Annotated in this window: 16 protein-coding genes; 5 read left to right on the plus strand and 11 right to left on the minus strand. The window is 39.1% G+C overall.

The features are described from left to right. Positions 1–4: 4 nt before the first annotated feature. From E4661_RS02555 to E4661_RS02575, 4 genes are all read right to left on the minus strand, one after another. Positions 5–1,090: an efflux RND transporter periplasmic adaptor subunit gene (locus E4661_RS02555; protein WP_240751398.1), complete on the minus strand. Its 1,086-nt coding sequence runs from the start codon at positions 1,088–1,090 to the stop codon at positions 5–7. Between the two features lie 20 nt (positions 1,091–1,110). Further along, the gene (locus E4661_RS02560; protein WP_168796316.1) at positions 1,111–3,456 is read right to left on the minus strand and encodes a TolC family protein; all 2,346 of its coding nucleotides are present in this window, start codon (positions 3,454–3,456) and stop codon (positions 1,111–1,113) included. 404 nt (positions 3,457–3,860) lie between these two features. After that, complete coding sequence (locus E4661_RS02570) at positions 3,861–4,217, minus strand: hypothetical protein (RefSeq protein ID WP_136465252.1); 357 nt, start codon at positions 4,215–4,217, stop codon at positions 3,861–3,863. A gap of 331 nt (positions 4,218–4,548) precedes the next feature. Further along, on the minus strand, positions 4,549–5,652 hold the full coding sequence (locus tag E4661_RS02575; RefSeq protein ID WP_136465253.1) for a hypothetical protein: 1,104 nt from the start codon (positions 5,650–5,652) through the stop codon (positions 4,549–4,551). Positions 5,653–5,780: 128 nt separating this feature from the next. Here E4661_RS02575 and E4661_RS02580 point away from each other — a divergent pair, with 128 nt between their 5' ends. Then, the gene (locus E4661_RS02580) at positions 5,781–7,043 is read left to right on the plus strand and encodes a hypothetical protein (protein ID WP_136465254.1); all 1,263 of its coding nucleotides are present in this window, start codon (positions 5,781–5,783) and stop codon (positions 7,041–7,043) included. Positions 7,044–7,150: 107 nt separating this feature from the next. Next, positions 7,151–8,212, plus strand: coding sequence for a Gfo/Idh/MocA family protein (locus tag E4661_RS02585; RefSeq protein WP_136465255.1), 1,062 nt, complete (start codon positions 7,151–7,153; stop codon positions 8,210–8,212). 21 nt (positions 8,213–8,233) lie between these two features. On the opposite strand, the gene E4661_RS02590 is transcribed toward E4661_RS02585, so the two are convergent. The 3 genes from E4661_RS02590 to E4661_RS02600 form a co-directional block, all read right to left on the minus strand. Then, positions 8,234–8,752: a DinB family protein gene (locus E4661_RS02590; protein WP_136465256.1), complete on the minus strand. Its 519-nt coding sequence runs from the start codon at positions 8,750–8,752 to the stop codon at positions 8,234–8,236. Positions 8,753–8,772: 20 nt separating this feature from the next. Beyond that, positions 8,773–9,252: an Lrp/AsnC family transcriptional regulator gene (locus E4661_RS02595; protein WP_073176813.1), complete on the minus strand. Its 480-nt coding sequence runs from the start codon at positions 9,250–9,252 to the stop codon at positions 8,773–8,775. Positions 9,253–9,353: 101 nt separating this feature from the next. Continuing rightward, positions 9,354–10,460 carry a M14 family metallopeptidase gene (locus E4661_RS02600; RefSeq protein WP_136465257.1) on the minus strand — a complete coding sequence of 369 codons (1,107 nt, stop codon included), beginning with the start codon at positions 10,458–10,460 and terminating at the stop codon, positions 9,354–9,356. A gap of 288 nt (positions 10,461–10,748) precedes the next feature. Here E4661_RS02600 and E4661_RS02605 point away from each other — a divergent pair, with 288 nt between their 5' ends. Genes E4661_RS02605 through E4661_RS02615 form a run of 3 tightly spaced genes read left to right on the plus strand, consistent with a single transcriptional unit; the run spans position 10,749 to position 12,366 of the window. Then, the gene (locus tag E4661_RS02605) at positions 10,749–11,132 is read left to right on the plus strand and encodes a helix-turn-helix transcriptional regulator (RefSeq protein ID WP_136465258.1); all 384 of its coding nucleotides are present in this window, start codon (positions 10,749–10,751) and stop codon (positions 11,130–11,132) included. Positions 11,133–11,173: 41 nt separating this feature from the next. Continuing rightward, positions 11,174–11,551 (plus strand): DNA topoisomerase IV, encoded by a 378-nt coding sequence (locus E4661_RS02610; protein ID WP_136465259.1) that lies wholly within the window; start codon positions 11,174–11,176, stop codon positions 11,549–11,551. Between the two features lie 2 nt (positions 11,552–11,553). Further along, positions 11,554–12,366, plus strand: coding sequence for a TerC family protein (locus E4661_RS02615; RefSeq protein WP_136465260.1), 813 nt, complete (start codon positions 11,554–11,556; stop codon positions 12,364–12,366). Here the strand turns inward: E4661_RS02615 and E4661_RS02620 are convergent. From E4661_RS02620 to E4661_RS02635, 4 genes are all read right to left on the minus strand, one after another. After that, a complete protein-coding gene (locus E4661_RS02620; RefSeq protein WP_136465261.1) occupies positions 12,363–13,319 on the minus strand; it encodes a sterol desaturase family protein in 957 nt (318 codons plus the stop codon). The two genes, E4661_RS02615 and E4661_RS02620, sit on opposite strands and share 4 nt — an antisense overlap. 60 nt (positions 13,320–13,379) lie before the next feature. Next, positions 13,380–16,007, minus strand: a complete 2,628-nt coding sequence (locus tag E4661_RS02625; protein WP_136465262.1) for a DNA gyrase/topoisomerase IV subunit A — start codon at positions 16,005–16,007, stop codon at positions 13,380–13,382. 30 nt (positions 16,008–16,037) lie between these two features. Further along, positions 16,038–17,891, minus strand: coding sequence for a DNA topoisomerase IV subunit B (locus E4661_RS02630; RefSeq protein ID WP_136465263.1), 1,854 nt, complete (start codon positions 17,889–17,891; stop codon positions 16,038–16,040). 103 nt (positions 17,892–17,994) lie between these two features. After that, positions 17,995–18,906 (minus strand): DMT family transporter, encoded by a 912-nt coding sequence (locus E4661_RS02635; protein WP_136465264.1) that lies wholly within the window; start codon positions 18,904–18,906, stop codon positions 17,995–17,997. Positions 18,907–18,957: the final 51 nt, after the last annotated feature.

The raw sequence follows: 18,957 nt of genomic DNA on the forward strand, positions 1-18,957 counted from the left end.
TCTTTTATTGCAGTTTTACCTCTTGTCCATCCAACAGCGTCTGTAAACCTGCTGTGGCAATTTTTTGCCCTTTGGACAATCCAGATGTTATTTCAAACCCATCAGAGGCGAGGTCACCGATTGCAATGGGTTGTTTTTTGACTTTAGCTGTCTCCCCTTCTTCTTCAATCAAAAACACAAACCGTCCGTTACTGTCTTCACCCACGGCATGGGCAGGGACAACCAGTCGGTTTTCATCAATTTCATGATCTCCAAAATCAAAGGCAACATTGGCGGCCATTCCACTTTTAATCGCCTCACTTGGATTTACAACCGTTACCCTAACTGGATAAGTGGCCGTGTTTGCATCTACGGCCGGAGCTACTTCGGTTACTTTGGCTTTAAAGGTTTCGTTGGGTATTGCCGAAAAATCTACAGCGACCTCCATGTCTTCTTGCACGCCATTGATAACACTCTCTGGCAAGCCCAAGGAGATTTCCATATCAGTTCCTGAATTTAGAATGGCAACAGACTGACCAGCCTGGGTATTTTCATCAATCTCGGCGGAAATCGAAGCTATGATGCCATCTTCTGGAGCATAGATGTATCCGTAGTTTATTTGTTCCTGTTGAATTTCGACACCTCGGTTGGCCGATTTATAGCTCTCCTCCGCATTTTTAAAGGAGTTTTTTGCGGCTTCAAAATCACTTAGCGACGTACTTCCTTTCTCATACAAAGAACGAATTCTATTTAAATTCAATTTGCTGGTGTTCATTTGGGAAGCTGCACTGTTCAGTTGGGTTATGGACTGCTCATAAGCTAATCGTGATTGCACATTATCCAGTTTGGCCAACAATTGTCCCTTTTTCACCTTTTGACCCAATTTCATATCAAACTGGGTGATGATTCCCGAACTTCTAAAGCTCAAATTGATGATTTTGTCCGTACGCGCTGTTCCACTGAAGGTCCTCACCCGTTCACCACCAAGAAATCCCACTTCTTGGTATTTGACCGGGCGTAAGAACTTTTCTTCCTTCTTCTGTTCCCCGCCACAGGATAAAAACATTCCTGTTACTATGCAGAACAAACCTAGTTTTGAGATTAATTTCATCAGTCTGTATTTTTTGTCAGTTAATTTCTAGTGTCTAAATATTCAAAGAATCGTTGTCTGAACTCATTGTTTTTTTCCTCAGAGTTCAACAAAAAATAATAACCCAAAAACCGCTCTACCTGCAACGAGTTGATCAAGTAATTATAGGTGGCATTGGCTCGGGCCAACTGGGCATTTAAATAATTGTTCTGTGCATCCAACAATTGGACAATGTTGACCGCTCCGTTGGAGTAAGAGGCTTGGGTTAGTTCCAAAGCTTCTTCCGCAGTTTCTTCGGATATTTTTGAAAGTTGGATATTGGAAACTTGGTTGATCAGATTCAATACCGCATTTCGAATATTTACCGCAATACTCAATTCTGTATTAGTTTTATTGATTTCCAATTGTTCTTTTTGAATGATTGCGGTTTGGCGGTTAATATTGGATAAATTTTGATTTATAATAGGAATGGACAGGTTGAGACCTGCATTATAGGTATTGTCCAACAACGAAACACCTGGGGGTGGCGTACTGCCCGCGCCTGACCTGCTAAATGTGGAACTGTATTGACCTTGCAATGCCAAAGTTGGCAAGAGTCTACCATAGCTATTGAGTTTTATGTTCCGCTCCGTTGCCAAAAGATTGTAGTCCAACGATTTTAATTCGGGAGCATTTTTATAGGCTTCCGCTATCAAGAAATCGATAAATGGTTCTCTTAATGTAGGATTGTCCAAAAGCTCAAAGAATTCTTCATAATTATAGCGTTCAAAAATACCTTCGTTGAGCTCTACCTCTTCCACATCTATTTCAAGACCTGCAGGATTGTTCAACAGTTGGTTAAGTACCAAAAAACCTTGTTCCAATTGATTGACCGCTTCGATCATGGATTGGGTGTTTTGTGCCATTTCGCTTCGAAACCTAAGCATATCGGATTTTCCAGATTGCCCCACTTCAAAATTTTGTTGTGCGATTTCTAGATTTCGCTTGGTCAAATCAACATTTCTGTTTTGAATCTGTGCATTGACTTTCAATATCAATGCATTGAAATAAGCGTTTGAGACGTTAAAGATCAAATCCAGTTCTGCGGTATTAAAATTGGCTTCTTGTGCCTTCTGCAAATTCTTTTGGATGGAAATATTGGCATTGGCCGCTTCAGAAAACAAAGTTTGACTAAGGGTGATATTACCTCCCGTTGAGAATTCCGGATTTTGACCGGCACTTACTTCTGCAGCATCAGGGTCAATATAAGTAGCAGTACCGGCAGCAGTCAAATTTGGGAGGTAATTACTGTTAGCTGACTTTATGTCTTGCCGAGCTAATTCCACATCTTTTTCATTGGATTGGAGAGATAGATTATTCTCCAATGCATCATTGATTGCGGTTAGGAGGTCATAATCCTTTTCCGAAATAACGTTTTTGAATTCTCCAACAAAATCGGTTTGCCCCACCAAACTATATTTAATGGGTACACCTATAGCTTCCGCGGTGTTGTAATTGATGGTCAATCTTGGGGTATAATCAATATAAATGGGAAGTTCTGACAGAGGCGTACCTGTCACATAGGCTTCAATGGTAAGCGCAATGCGCCTAAAGAATTGATTCAGATTATCTTCTGATTGATAGGTTGCCATAATGCCCTCTTCCACAACATCAGTCCCATTCACAGTAAAGGAAGGAAGCTTTGTCTGGATAAAAGCCTCGGCCAGTTGTTGGTTCTCCTCTTTACTAAAGAAAAACCCTCCAGCCATATATATGGCATCAATGCCTTCCAAATTTGTAATTATATCTTGAATGTTGTTAAATGAAATCAGCTTGTATTGAGCATCAAGATTTTTAAACTCCCTATCAAAAGTTTCCTTGAGGGGTAAAATTTCAAGAAAAGGTGCATCCACGGCTATGCCCAAGTTTTCGAAGTTTGTCAGTTCATGAAACTTTTTAAAATCCTCTTCATAGGATTCAGATTCAACCAAATAGGTGAAATTTTCTATTCCTGAAGTTGCATTGGTCAAATCAAGTTCATGGAGGTCACGATTTACTGCTCCGAACAGAATGGTGGGTTTTTTATGGATTTCAAGGAGGCTAATAACCTGATTGTTTACAACTCCAAAGGCCAGAATAATATCTGTGTTGTTAGACAAAAGTTGCTCATAGTTCTGCTTTGCTTTGGTTAGATCGAAGTCATTGGTCAAAATGTTTTCTTCCGGAAATTGTATGACCGCGTCCTCTCCTACTACTGCCACAATTTCGGATTTTAACTTCTCCAGTAAGGGCGACAGCTCTGGATTCATTTTATCTATAAGAATACCGATTTGATATGTTCTATCCGCCTGGGAAACTAAGGTCAGTGAAAAAAATAAGAGCAGCAGTAAAGACAGTTTTCGTTTCATATAAAAAGGACTTACGAAACGGAAATTCCGGTTAATAGTGTTCATGGGAGGTTTTTGTGTCTTTTTAAATTTAACAAAAAATATAATGCTCTCCATGTTATGGTACACGAAGCTATTTGTCCCGAAATGTATCAAAAAACAAATGGATATCGTTGCCAACAAAGAAAAAACTGAATGTCTCTGCTTATCCTAGCTAATAACTTTCGATTTATTCTTTACCTGAATTCTTGGGCAACACTTCCTCTGGAAATGGAAAGAGAATGGTTGAATTCTTTTCAGCCGCTATGTTGGACAAAGTTTGGTAGAGTCTTAGCTTAATAGCCGATGGAGATTGATCTATTTACAGTCTTGCCTCTTAATCAATCATAATTTAGATAAGCACTAAACTTGTTGATTTTAGCTCTTTAATCATCCATACAGACATACTTTATTCGAACCATACGTTTTCGACCAAAAGTAAAGGCACTTAAGAGAATTCCACCCAAAGTATTACGATATTCCACGGTGTGGATCTTTCCAGATGGACATTTCTTTGAAACATCTATTAAATAGGTATAATCTTTATCTCTAGTTCCAATATTTAAAACGGTATCGAGTTCGATTACCTGCATACCCCTATAATAATCATCGCCAACAACCGGTGCCACAGGGTAATAATCGCCCTTTGCACTGCTTAATCTGATGGAATAGCGTGAGTTGAACAGCAGTATCAACAACAGCATGATTAAAATAACAATAATAATATGCCGTTTCACATTCATATCGATTCACTTTTATGTTTCAAGTCTTCAAAAACAGATAGTGCAGGACGCATAAATACATCCTATAATTATCTTCGATTGTTTAAAAGGGGGGAAGTTTAATCCAGAGAGAACTTCTGGTGACTTAAAATTATAAAATTATCGATATAGCCCATTGCAGAAAAACCTTAAAAAAATTAAGGTTTTTCTTTGATTTTCAAGCTATTCGTGATTTCCGCTCCACAACTGAAAAAGAAAGCGAAAACGCATGGGATAATTCCCATTTTGGTTTAGAAAATCAATACATTAGTGTAGTGTTGATATTATTTGAAAGGCCTAAAAAATGAGCCGTTCATTTTACTTTAATCCCTTGGTTGTCTTCAAACCTTCCGGTTACTAGCCAGCCGCCAAAATCCTCGGACACAGCAATAAGCAAGGTGTTCTTTCCTTTCTTTAAATCGAGGTAAACTGCGTCGAAAAGGCCAATGGTTCCCAAATATCTATAGTCTCTACTTCGGAAGCGATTGGTTCCTTTATAGATAGGTTTATTGTTTAAAAAGACCTGCGCTCTATCACTATACCCAAAATCGAAAAGTTTCACCTGATCTTTATCCGAAGTTATGGTCAGCCTTGCAAAAACCGTATTTCCAGGAACATCACCATCAATTTTTATTACTCTTGCAATGTTGGCGGCCACTCCCTCTTCTACGTAGATTTTATTATTCCATTTAAGACGGGACACCAAAGAACTTATCATTTGAGGATTCTCCAATTCTTTTTCCTCAAACTTGTTGGATACCGTCCACTCCCCTATGACGTTCTCAATGGATTCCCTTGTTCCTGGTTCAAAATTTTGGATAACCGGAGTCCGTTGGTCCACTTTGATATTGGCAATGTGAAAACCGCGAACCAATCCACCTGAAAAACTAATACCTCCCGCTTTGGGCTCATGGAACAATTGCCAAGAAAGATGGGGTGTTTCCGAATAATCCAAAAACACTTGGGCCTGACGGTTATTGACAACAATTTTCACATGGGTCCAGGCATCAAAGTTATATTCATGGGGAAAAGAATATTTTGGGCCAAAGTAAAACTGCCAATTGGCAAGTCCGTTGGTTACCGGAGTAGCTTGGTTGGCATCTGGATTTCCAGATTGATGCGGTCTGATATAAAATTGTTCAGAATCGTCATCATTAATTCTGAAGTATACCCCAGGGAATCCACGGTCTTTGGTTAAATAGATGTCATATTCGATGGTTCCATTTAAAAAGGATATATCTTTTAAACCAACCGTGCCTCCCTTAAAATAGATGGTCTTGTGTCCCTTAAAATCCTCAAAGATGTATGATGAAGTGTTCATTTTTAGGTGAACTGTATCCAAGGGAATCGCATCTTGACCGAAAGAAAAGAATATAGTGGAAAGAAAGAGAATGGATAAAATGATTGATTTGTTCATGACTGCATATTTTTTGATACATCTAAGCTCCAACACGGGGGGCAAAATTCAAAAACAAGTTCGTTCAAGTTGGTTCATTCCGGTTCAGACGCTATTTTTTTGTGATCTTTGTAGCCTAATCTCATTTCATGTATCCAGAACATAAATTGGTGCAAAAGTGTTTGCTGAAAATTGAAGAACTCCTTGACTGGGGAGACTCAAATTCTTGGCACAATGATATGTTTGTTGAGCTTAGTGAGCGCATTCAACAAAAAACCAAAGTATTGCTAAGCCCTGTAACTTTAAAAAGGGTCTGGGGAAGAATTGATTATAGAAGTGCGCCAAGTATTACCACGTTGAACACTCTGGCCCAGTTCGCGGGTTTTCAAAACTGGAGGGATTTTAAGAACAAGAACTTGATAAGGCAAAGTACTGGTATTTCCAAAAAAATAAATGCTAACCTCGGGATAATCATGCTTAGTGCCTCTATCATGACCATCATTTTTATTTCCTTTTATTCACTTAAAGGTCCTGAAGAAGCTGTTAATATTGACCTATCCAAAATTGTATTCGAAAGCAGGCCCATTACCCATGGACTCCCCAATTCTGTGGTTTTTGATTTAGACCTTGTTGGAATCACTTCGGACAGTATACACATTCAACAATATTGGGATACAACAAAGACCATCAAATTACGTCCAGGGCAAAAACAGGCCACAGGGCAGTATTATTTCCCTGGATATTTTCGTGCAAAGCTGTTGGTAGATCGCACGCCAATCAAACAACACGACCTTTTTATTAAAACAAAAGGCTGGTTGGGCACCCTGGATTATAAACCAATTCCTAAGTACATTTCAGCTCAGGACATTTTTACTAACAGACTTTCTTTTAAACCCCAAATCCTTACCGAAATTGCCCAGAATGAAGCCCCTATGAACACTACCTTTCATATGGTTAAGGATTTTGAAGCAATTTCTGGGGATGATTTTATACTCGAATCCACCTTACGGAATACCTACAATGATAAATGGGCTGTATGTCAGAAGACGAGTATCGTTATCCTGGGCACCAAAGGGGCCATGGTAGTATCATTTTCAATTCCGGGTTGTGTGTCTGAACTTGGCGTAATGATGAATGATGTTTATGTGGGTGGCAAAGAACATGATCTTTCGGGTCTGGGACTTGATTTATCTACCGAAAAAACCATAGTTCTTGAAGTCAACAATAAACAGCTAAAGATTTTGTGTGAAGGGCAACAACTTTTCCAAGGGCAATACCATGAAAGTATAGGTCGAATTGCTGGTTTACGCTATCGTTTTTTAGGAGCTGGCGAGGTACTTCAAAGCGAGCTCAAATCCTTGAAAGGGGAAGCATCCATAGATTTTCTAGCTGAGGGTATAGCAGTCGAATAACTCTCCTTCCTGTTAGGAATATTACTTTACGTTCGTATTTTGATAGGTGTTGTTATTTATCAACTCAATTTCCTAATATTGAAAAGAAAATCATTAAGAGTAAAAAAATGAGCACTTATAAGGTTTTGGTTGTGGGTTGCGGTAACATGGGCACCTCCCATGCTAGAGCGTATCATAAACTTGATAAATTTCAGATTGTTGGCTTGGTCAGTCGAAATCCAGAGAGCAGAAACAAATTATCTGAAGAATTGGGCGGGCTTCCTACCTTTTCTGATTTTGATGAAGCTCTTAGCGCAACTCAACCAGATGTGGTTTCCATTAACACTTATCCAGAAACCCATGCCGAATATGTACGAAAGAGCCTGAAGGCCAACGCTCACGTTTTTGTAGAGAAACCGATAGCTACAAGCATTGAAGATTCAACGGAACTTGTACAGCTCGCCCAGTCCAACAAGCTAAAATTGGTTGTAGGGTATATTCTTCGAGTACATCCAGCTTGGACAAAATTCGTGTCTCTCGCACGGGATTTAGGCAAGCCTTTGGTGATGCGGATGAATTTAAACCAGCAAAGTTGTGGTGTGCAATGGGAAACACACAAAAATCTCATGAAGTCCATGTCTCCTATTGTAGATTGTGGAGTACATTATGTAGATGTCATGTGCTTAATGACCCAGGCCAAGCCTATTAAAGTAAGTGGTATTGGAGCAAAACTATCAGATGAAATCGATTCCCAGATGTATAATTATGGGCAGTTACAGGTAACTTTTGATGATGGTTCCGTAGGGTGGTACGAAGCTGGCTGGGGTCCAATGATCAGTGAAACCGCTTTTTTTGTAAAGGATGTGATGGGACCCAAAGGTAGTGTGAGTATAGCAGAAAAAACAGATACAGAATCTCAAAACATTGATGAACACACGCAAACCGGAGCGCTGCACTTGCATTATAGTGATGTTGATGCTAAAGGTAATTTCTTCAAAAAAGACGAACTAATCCCTATAGAAAATGAGCCATCCCATGATGAGCTTTGTCAGCTGGAGCAGGAATTTCTTTTAAAGGCTATTGAAGAAAATTTAGACTTATCACAACATCTAGATGATGCCATCAATAGTTTAAAAATCGTCTTAGCCGCGGACGAATCTTTTAGGACCGGAAAAACGGTTTATCTCTAAAATCCATCGGCCTATGGACTTTTAAGACAAGTAACGTTCGCGTACAATTTTCAAATGATGCGCCTGATGTCCACAGATTATAAATCCCATAGCCCTAGTACTCATTTCTGAACCACTAGCTGTACCAACCCTTAATAACGCTTCTTTGTCAAAAGTTCGGAATAGTGATAGTGTGGACTCTCTGACCGTTTTATACTCTTGAATGATATCCTCTTTCTTCCTTTTGGAGGCATTGGATTTTGGAACATAAATATCCTGGTCAAAACCGGCCAAAGGTGTACTGTCGTTTCTTGCGAAGCGCAGGGCCCTATATTGAAACACACGCTCCGCATCAATCACATGCAACAATAGCTCGGCCAAGGTCCATTTTCCTTCAGCATAAGCATAACTTAATTTATTCTCAGAAACACTTTCCAACAAGGAAACAAGCTCATCCCTCCCCTTCCCCATCTCCGTCAATAAATCATCATCTCCAACAGAAAGGATATAATTATGATAAAAAGGGTTGTATTCTGAAGCTGAAAGATCAGATACGAACATGGCCAATATGTTTGTAAAAATTAAAGTTCGTTGAAAATGGTGTGCATCAAACGTTTCTTGTCGTTAATGCTTTCTTCAAGCGAAATCATGGTTTCGGTTCTGCTAATACCATCAATATCATCAATCTTAAAAATGATGTTTTTTGCATGGGTAGTATCCCGAGCTCTAATCTTGCAGAAAATATTGAATTTCCCTGTAGTAATATGGGCAACAGTAACATACGGTATTTGGTTCAACCGCTCCAATACAAATTTCGTTTGATGTGTTTTCTCCAAGAAGATACCTACGTAGGCGATAAACGAATAGCCCAGTTTTACATAGTCCAACGTTAATGAAGAACCTTTAATAATTCCTGATTCTTCCATTTTCTTAACTCTTACGTGGACCGTTCCGGCAGAAATCAGTAGTTTTTTGGCAATATCTGTAAAAGGTGTACGGGTATTGTCAATCAACATATCTAAAATCTGGTGGTCTATCTCGTCTAACTTTACTTTGCTCATAGTTGTGATTATTTGCAGCAAAATTAGTTAATTAAGAAATTATATTTAAAAAAAATGTGTTTTTTTTAAACAAAATGTAACATTTAGGGGTAATCACTTGACTATTTTCTTACATCGAGAAGTAAATCAATGATGTTTTTCTTAGCATGTAGGTGTTCAACATCTTCGGAGTCAGCACAGTCATAGGTTTTGTGGCCAAAGAAACCATCCAGATTGCCTATATCCGCAATTTCAGGTACAAATGATACCTTGTCATTTTCCAAAGTCTCTTTGTAGCGGATACCAACCGCAAGTCCCTCTTCAGTTTTTGGATTTAAGTGATGCAGGTTCTTAATCAAAATATCGAAAAACAACTTTTGGTTCTCAGGAATACTAAAATAGTCATCGGTGCTAAAGTCATTTACCGTATCATTCGCGATGACTTTAAGGCTCTCTACCAAGGAATAGAAAATATACTCTCTGGTCTTTTCTCTTTCATAATCATTAGGATAATGACCTGCTTCAAAAAGAATCGTGGGAACTTTTTGCATTTGAAACGAATCTCCAACACAATTATCATTAAACCCATCATCATATCTACCAACCTGACCTGGAATCGACAATTGCAGTTTATGGTTCATAGCAACGATAATCCGCATGGCTTGCTCCCTTGTAGGGTTTAGCTTTCTAGTTTCATCGCTTGCTGGCGACAAAAAGGAAACGGTAGCAGACTTTTCCACGTTTCCCGCACTAAAAAGTGTGCGTTGACCATGAAGGTTAAAGCAAAAATCTGGCTGGAACTGTTCAAAAAGTTTACGTAATATCTTACTTTCCGGTTGGGTAAGTTGTTTGGCATCTCGATTCAAATCTACTTCATTGGCATTTACCCTAGTGTATCTTTCAGCGCCATCAGGATTCAAAATAGGCACTATCAAAAGCTCACAATGCTCTCCAATGTTTGATGCCAGGGAATCGTTGGAAGTCAAAAAGGCAATCAAATCCAAAACCGCTTTTGTAGTGGTAGATTCATTACCATGCATTTGAGACCACATGAAAACTTTTCGCTTCCCACTACCAACAGAAATTGTATGAATAGAATTGCCGTCTACCGATTTTCCAACATTAGTCACTTTAACTCCTTGGAGTTTGGGCAACCATTTTTCTTCCAACATTTGACCAGTTACGTACCGTCCGAAAATCGAAGCTTCTCTAAAATCATTATGGTTCATTCCCCTAGTTTATCATCAAAGGTTACAAAAGTAAACTATATTAAAATCACAATTGTAAACATATTTCAATTGAAAATGCTCCATCACCATATCGGAAAATTCGGTTTTTGATACAATTGTAAATCAAAAACAGGTAATTTAAAATATTAACATCTAAAAACCTAAAAAAGAGATTTTTGCGCATATTTAAGTTAATTTTAAATTTAAGTATTCAACAATTAAAAACCTATATTTTGATTGTAAGTTACATACTTGTTCTATAGTTTTGTATAAATCAACAATACAATTGTGAATGATTCAATTCCAGACAGGATTCGAAAAATTATCGAGCACTACGGACTATCGGTGTCTTCTTTCGCGGACAAAATTGGAGTACAACGCTCCAGTGTTTCACATTTACTCAATGGAAGAAATCGACCCAGTTTGGATTTTGTAATGAAGGTGGTTCAATCTTATCCAGAGGTCAACTTGTATTGGCTGTTAAACGGAAAGGGTGAATTTCCATCAGAAGAAATAATCAACCCTTCCTCTACCCCTTCAAAAAGTAGTATCAAAAACTTGAAAGCACCTGCTCGTATTCCTTCCTCGGAAAACGACCTAAAGGAACCCATAAAAATTGTTATTTTTTATTCTGATGGCTCATTTGAGTCTTTTCATTCAAAAAACAAATAAAGTCTGCCTCAAAATTCCCAGTTTGCATTTACTTTGCACCTATGTGGAAAAAACTATTCATTACTATAGCCTCTGCTTTGCTATTTTCATGTGGAAACCCACCAGAACGCAATTGTAAAAATTTTAAAACGGGTACATTTTCCTTTACCACAATCATAGATGGTGAAGAAAAGACCACCACTTTCTCAAGAACGGTGGATACTGAAATAGATTACTTTGAAGGTCATCGCGATACTTCATCAGTTAGGTGGATAAATGATTGTGAGTATATTCTTAAGAACAAGAGTCCAAAAAACAAGGCTGAGGAAAAATCAATCCATATAAAAATATTGACAACTTCAGATTCTTCTTATACATTTGAATATAACGCCATTGGCGACAAACGAAAATTTAAAGGAACTGCTTTTAAAACACACTAACCATGTTTGAAATTTTTACCAGCCCAGATGCCTGGATGGCATTGCTCACCCTTACCTTTTTGGAAATTATACTAGGGATTGACAATATCATCTTTATATCCATTGCTGCCGGAAAACTGGAAAAGAAAGATAGGCGAAAAGCCACCAATATTGGATTGGTTCTTGCCATGGGGATGCGAATTTTACTTTTATTTGGTATTACCTGGCTAACCAAAATGAAAAAACCCTTTTTGGTGCTCGATGAAGAATGGATTACCGGAGGTATTAGCTGGCAAGCGGTCATCTTATTTGTAGGAGGACTTTTTCTCTTGTATAAAAGCACAAAAGAGATTCATGAAAAGATTGAAGATAGAGGCCATGATGAACGTGAAGTGACCAAGTCAAGGTCATCCTCCTTAACCAACGCCATTGTCCAAATTACGGTTATTAATATCGTTTTTTCCTTTGATTCCATACTGACTGCCATTGGGATGACCAACGGTATTTCACCAAACCCAACGGATGCGCTTGTTTTAATGATAACAGCTGTGGTTGCCTCGGTAATTATAATGATGCTGTTTGCCAACCCAGTAGGGGAATTTGTAAATCGGCATCCTTCCGTTCAAGTTTTGGGATTGTCTTTCTTGATTTTAATTGGGTTTATGTTGATTGCTGAAGCTGCTCACCTATCTCATTTGATTGTATTTGATAATGAGGTTGGGGCCATTCCTAAAGGGTATCTATACTTTGCCATAGCCTTCTCTTTGATGGTGGAGTTCTTTGATCTTAGAATGAAAAAGAACAAATCGAAAAATAAGGTGATCGAAGAAAACTAGTTAGGGCGTTGATAAGCTAGTCCAGGGTATTCTTCCTTGTGTTGTTTTTGTAATTTTTGCTGCTGCTTGACGGTAAGTGTACTACCATCATGACTCCATCCAGGAGGGCCAAAAATATACATAAACTTATGATAAAGTTTGTTGGATTTCTTTACATCATTCCAAATATCTTTAAACTCATGGGTCAGAATTACTACCGGGTTATATGAGTTTGGCGAATGGATTACGCCATATTTCACGTCAATATCATCGTCCAATTCTTTCCAGGTACCAAAAAGTTTGTCAAAGATATTTAAAAACCCTCCGTGGTTTTTATCCAGATATTCCACGTTTTGGGCATGGTGAACCTGATGCATGGTATGGGTATTAAATATTTTTTCAATAAATCCCATTTTGGGAATATATACCGAATGTAATTGAAACTGCCAAAGCGCTTCAATTCCCAAGCACACCACAACCATTTCTGGAGGAAAGCCTATCGCTGGCATCCACATATAAAAAAGCGGCTTATATAAAATGGTGAACCATCCGTTACGAACGGCAGTCCCAAGGTTGTAGTTGTCAGAGGAATGATGTACAATATGTGCTGCCCACAGTATGCGTATTTCATGATTGGCCCTATGGAACCAATAGTAAGTAAAGTCATCAGCCAATTGGCAAAGCAGCCACATGTACCAAGCATACCCAAAAGATTTGTAGCCCAAAAGATTTTGACGTACACCATCGACAACTGGGTTCCAAAACTCATAAACCCATTCAAAAAGTACTATCGCAAAAACAACTTTGAAAAATGGGCCCAAAATTGCGGAACCTATTCCCATAAATCCACTGGCAGCCAAATCCTTCCAACTATAAAGATGTTCGTCTCCATGTGTCTTGCTATAGGTCAGTTCAAATAGAATAAAGGCAATAAAAACGGGCACGCCGTAAACCAGCGGGTTGGTAAAATCCATAAAAACAGTTTAGCTTTCGGTTTGGTGAATGGTTATTCAGCAAAATAGCGGAATATTCCTTTAAAACAAAGAAGTTTGATCAGAACCTTCGCTTTCACCCTTATTATTTTCCTTGGAATCTCCTATTCTTTCCTCATCAACAACCTCAATTTCCTCTGGAACAGGGTCTTTGGGTTCTTCAAAGGGAAGCGGTTCCAACGCATTAATATTCTTTACTTTTTCGGAGGTCAATTGATTGCCCATCGCCTTTATTCCTTTAATGGAAATAAAGCTTTCCACATCTACCTGTTGATTTGGTTTTGCCTCTTTACCTCTTGGTTTAGGGAATTCAACCTCAATCATAGGTTTCCAATCCGTGGATACGAGTTCCATTTGGGATTTAGGGTGCTCAGAAATAACAATTTCTTCCTTGGCTGGATTTTCGATAAGGAAACGCTTTATATAATATCGCTCTTTCTCACCTTCATAATGCACCACGGAAATGGGTTTTTTGGGATTCCACTTCTCCAATACGACCATATCATCCGCGAATCGGGTCAAAAGATCGGGCGGAATTGTTTTTACCCTTCCTTTTTGGTCCATAACCAATAACAAGTCCTCACCTTTAAAGTCGCCAAGAAGCTCTCCTCTTCCATCCACATTTAAACGGTTCACAACATCATCGAACCAAATTTTTCTTGGTTTGAGCGTTGAAACGCCCTTTTCCTTGAGCTCGATTCTCTTCACGGCATATTTGGTGACCAAATTTCCTTTGGAACCCCTTCCTTTAATTAAGACATCGGCAAAATCCAAATCCCACTTGAGCTTTTTAATACTGCCAGATTGACGAAGCAATACGGTTATAACTTCTGCCTCACCATTAGGGTTTGCCGTGAAATACATCACCTCGGCTGAAGTTTTCCCTCCTGCCAGCTGGTACATCTTGTCTCTTGTAACTCCCGTCACATTGAAACGTTTAATATAGCTCGGGCCTCCCCTACCATCCTTGTAAATCATGTTATAAGTTGTGCGGGCATCTTTCTTTTTAAACACTCCAACATGAATGATATTCTTTCCCACAAAGATTTTTGAATCCACTTTGGTCACCATCATCTCTCCTTTTTTGGTAAAAACGATGATGTTATCGATATCACTACAATCCGTTACGTATTCATCTCTTCGAAGGGATGTACCAATAAAACCTTCTTCACGATTTACATACAATTTAGTATTGCGAATCACTACTTTAGTCGCTTCGATATCATCGAAAATCTTGATTTCGGATTTTCGTTCCCGCCCCTTGCCATACTTCTTTTTAAGTTCTTTGAAGTAGTCTATGGCAAAATCAACCAAATGCTCCAAGTGATATTTGGTCTGGGCAATTCGCTCATCCAGACTTTCAATAAGCTGCTGGGCCTTTTCCAAATCAAATTTGGAAATACGTTTAATTCGAATCTCGGTAAGACGAACAATGTCCTCTTCAGTAACTTCTCTTTTAAGATTTTTAGTGTGAGGCTTCAAACCCTTGTCTATGGCTGCAATTACCCCCTCCCAAGTCTCTTCCTCTTCGATATCACGGTATATCCTGTTTTCAATGAAAATGCGCTCAAGTGATGCAAAATGCCATTGTTCTTCTAGTTCGCCCAACTGAATTTCAAGTTCCGCTTTCAGCAATTCAACTGTGTAATCCGTAGAGCGCTCCAACATTTCCCGAACCCCGATAAACAAAGGCTTATTGTCTTCAATGATACATCCTAAAGGAGAAATAGATGACTCGCAGGCCGTGAAGGCATATAAGGCATCGATAGTCTTGTCTGGAGAAATACCACTCGGGAGATGTACTAAAATTTCAACCTCGGCTGCGGTATTGTCCTCAATACGCTTTATTTTAATCTTGCCTTTGTCATTGGCTTTTAAGATAGAGTCTATTAAAGAAGAAGTATTGGTTCCATAGGGTATCTCCTTTATAACCAGTGTGTTCTTATCAAGAGTGGATATTCTGGCTCGAACTCGAATTTTTCCCCCTCTTAGGCCGTCGTTATAATTGGTTACATCTATGATTCCAGCAGTAGGGAAGTCGGGAAACAACTTAAATCGCTGTCCCCTTAAATGCTTAATGGAAGCATCAATAAGCTCATTGAAATTGTGAGGCAGTATTTTGGTGGATAAGCCGACTGCAATTCCTTCTGCGCCCTGTGCCAATAACAATGGGAATTTTACAGGAAGATTGACAGGCTCTTTTTTTCGTCCGTCATAAGAAAGCTGCCATTCGGTAATCTTAGGACTATAAACCACATCCAGTGCAAACTTTGAAAGACGCGCTTCGATATACCTCGAAGCGGCAGCACCGTCTCCTGTAAGGATGTTGCCCCAGTTACCCTGGGTATCTATGAGCAGGTCTTTTTGCCCTATTTGCACCATGGCATCCGCAATACTGGCGTCACCATGCGGATGGTATTGCATGGTATGCCCTACAACATTGGCCACTTTATTATAACGACCATCATCAAGCTCCTTTAGTGCATGCATAATCCTGCGCTGTACAGGTTTAAACCCGTCTTCTATTGCAGGAACAGCCCTTTCCAAAATTACGTAGGAAGCATAGTCCAAGAACCAGTCCTTGTACATGCCTGTAACCCTAGTTAGTGTTTCTTGGGAATTGTCTTGGTTTTCTAAACCTTCATCATTCAGTGCTTCGTTCTCTTCCATTTAGAAGGAATGCATTTATTTGGTTTATAGTTAGTTTTCTTCTACTAAATCAAGTTCTACTTTAAGATTGTTAATGATAAACTCTTGACGGTCGGGTGTGTTTTTACCCATGTAAAACTTCAGTAAACTATCGATGCTCATAGCCTTGTCTAACATAACTGGCTCCAATCGGATATCATCACCAATAAAGTGTTTAAACTCATCAGGGGAAATCTCACCCAATCCCTTAAAACGGGTTATCTCCGGCTTCCCTGAAAGCTTTTGAATTGCATTTCTTCGTTCTTCCTCGCTATAACAATAAATAGTTTCCTTTTTATTCCTAACCCTAAAAAGAGGAGTTTGAAGAATGTACAAATGGTTTTCTTTTATCAACTCTGGGAAAAATTGCAAGAAGAATGTAATCAACAACAATCTTATGTGCATTCCATCCACGTCAGCATCCGTAGCGATTACAATATTATTGTAGCGCAAATCTTCCATGGACTCTTCAATGTTCAATGCTGCTTGTAGAAGATTGAATTCTTCATTTTCATACACAATCTTTTTAGACATTCCATAGGAATTCAATGGTTTGCCACGCAAACTGAAAACAGCCTGAGTATTAACGTCCCTTGACTTGGTAATAGACCCTGAAGCTGAATCTCCCTCTGTTATAAACAATGTAGATTCCAATCTTCTATCCTTCTTCATGTCCTGAAGGTGTACACGGCAATCGCGTAACTTCTTATTGTGCAAGCTTGCTTTTTTGGCACGGTCACGAGCAAGTTTTCGAATACCTGAGAGTTCTTTACGTTCTTTTTCGGCTTGTACAATCTTGCGCTGTAATGCCTCGGCCGTTTCAGGGTTTTTATGCAGATAGTTGTCCAGGTATTTCCCGATAAAATCGTTCACGTAGGTCCGGACCGTGGGCAACTTCCCGCCCATATCCGTTGAACCAAGCTTGGTCTTGGTCTGACTTTCAAAGACAGGCTCCATGACCTTGATGGATATTGCGGAAATTATTGACTTCCTAATATCTGAAGCATCATAATTCTTCCCATAAAAATCCCGAATGGTTTTTACAATGGCCTCACGAAATGCAGCTTGATGCGTTCCTCCCTGAGTAGTGTGCTGCCCGTTTACAAAAGAATGGTACTCTTCACTATACTGTGTTTTGCTATGGGTCAAAGCCACTTCAATGTCGTCCCCTTTTAGGTGAACAATAGGATATAGAAAATCTTCTGTGTTATTATTATCCTCTAATAAATCCTTTAGGCCATTTTCCGAGTGGAACTTCTCCCCATTGAACACAATGGTAAGCCCCGGATTGAGGTACACATAGTTTTTGAGCATGCGTTCTACATACTCATTGCGATATTTATATTTTTTAAAGATAGTTTCATCAGGAACGAAACTTACTTTGGTTCCCCTTCTTCGTGAGGTCTCCTCCAAAAGCTCTTCGTTAACCAGGTTTCCTGTCTCAAATTCAGCGGACTTGGACTTCCCATCACGGGTGGATTCAACCTTAAAATAGGCAGAAAGGGCATTTACTGCTTTAGTACCCACCCCATTAAGTCCTACTGATTTTTTAAAGGCACGGGTATCATACTTTCCTCCCGTATTCATTTTGGAGACCACATCCACCACTTTGCCCAATGGAATACCGCGTCCGTAATCCCGGACATTCACTGTGTTCTCTTTGATATTGATTTCAATGGTCTTCCCAGCCCCCATTACAAATTCATCGATACAGTTATCGATGACTTCTTTTAGGAGGATGTAGATTCCATCATCAGCAGAAGAACCGTCGCCCAATTTACCTATATACATTCCTGGGCGCATACGAATATGCTCCTTCCAATCCAACGAACGAATGTTGTCTTCTGTATACTGGGTTTGTGCCATGAAAAGGGGTTAATCCTCGCTAATATAAAATTTAGCCGTAAAAATAAAAGTGTGTTATGTGGAAAGTAATCAACAATGAGAAAGGAATCATTGTTAATATTATTTAATTGCTTGATTTTCTTTTACGATTGATGGAGAGGTAGGTCACTCCAAAAATCACGATCAACATTCCCAATAATTGCGAGTAGCTCAATCTTTCGGCAAGAAAGACATAAGCGAGCAAAATGGTAGAAATAGGCCCCAAACTGCCAAGGATTGAAAAATTGGACGCTCCTAGTCTTTGAATCGAAGCTGAAACTAAAAAGGAAGGAATCAGAGTAGCCAAAATCGCCATGGCAAATCCATATAAGTAGACGGGCGTGGGATAATCAAAAAGATTCCATGACCCAGAAAACGAATAATGTATCATAATACAAAAGGTTGAGGCAATCATGGCGTAACAGGTAAATCGAAGCACCCCAAATTTTGGGATGAGCCACCCACTTCCAACCAAATAAGAAGCATACGTTATGGCACTCATCAAAACCAAAAAGCCTCCCCAAAGAACCTGATTTCCCTTAATTTCCAATTCGTTCCAAAAAGTGACCATCAGGCCTAGATAGGTAATGCCTATGGCGGTCATTTGAATTTTGGAGATTTTTTCTTTGAAAAAAAACCTGGAAAGAAAAACTACAATGGTGGGATAAATAAATAGGATAATACGTTCCAACCCTGCCTTAATATAATTAAGTCCCAAAAAGTCAAAATAACTGGCCAAATAATAACCTAGGAAACCGAAACCAAACAGCCATAAATAGTCCTTGGTTGTGGTCTTTTCCTGTTGCTTTTTTCTGACAAGACATAGAATTGTTGCGTAAAATGGTAACGCAAAGAGCATCCTGAAAAGAAGAAGGTCTAATGTGCTCACTTTATATTCATAGGCCAGTTTCACCATTACCGCCTTTGATGAAAAAAGGACTACACCCAACACACCATAAAGTACGCCTAAGCTTTTATTGAAGTTTTTATCCGGCATTTGGCAAATCTACTCAGCCGAACAACCAGGCAGGTTTTGAAAGGTTGTGAA

This window comes from Flagellimonas onchidii (assembly GCF_004804315.1).
In the GTDB taxonomy this organism is placed as follows: domain Bacteria; phylum Bacteroidota; class Bacteroidia; order Flavobacteriales; family Flavobacteriaceae; genus Flagellimonas; species Flagellimonas onchidii.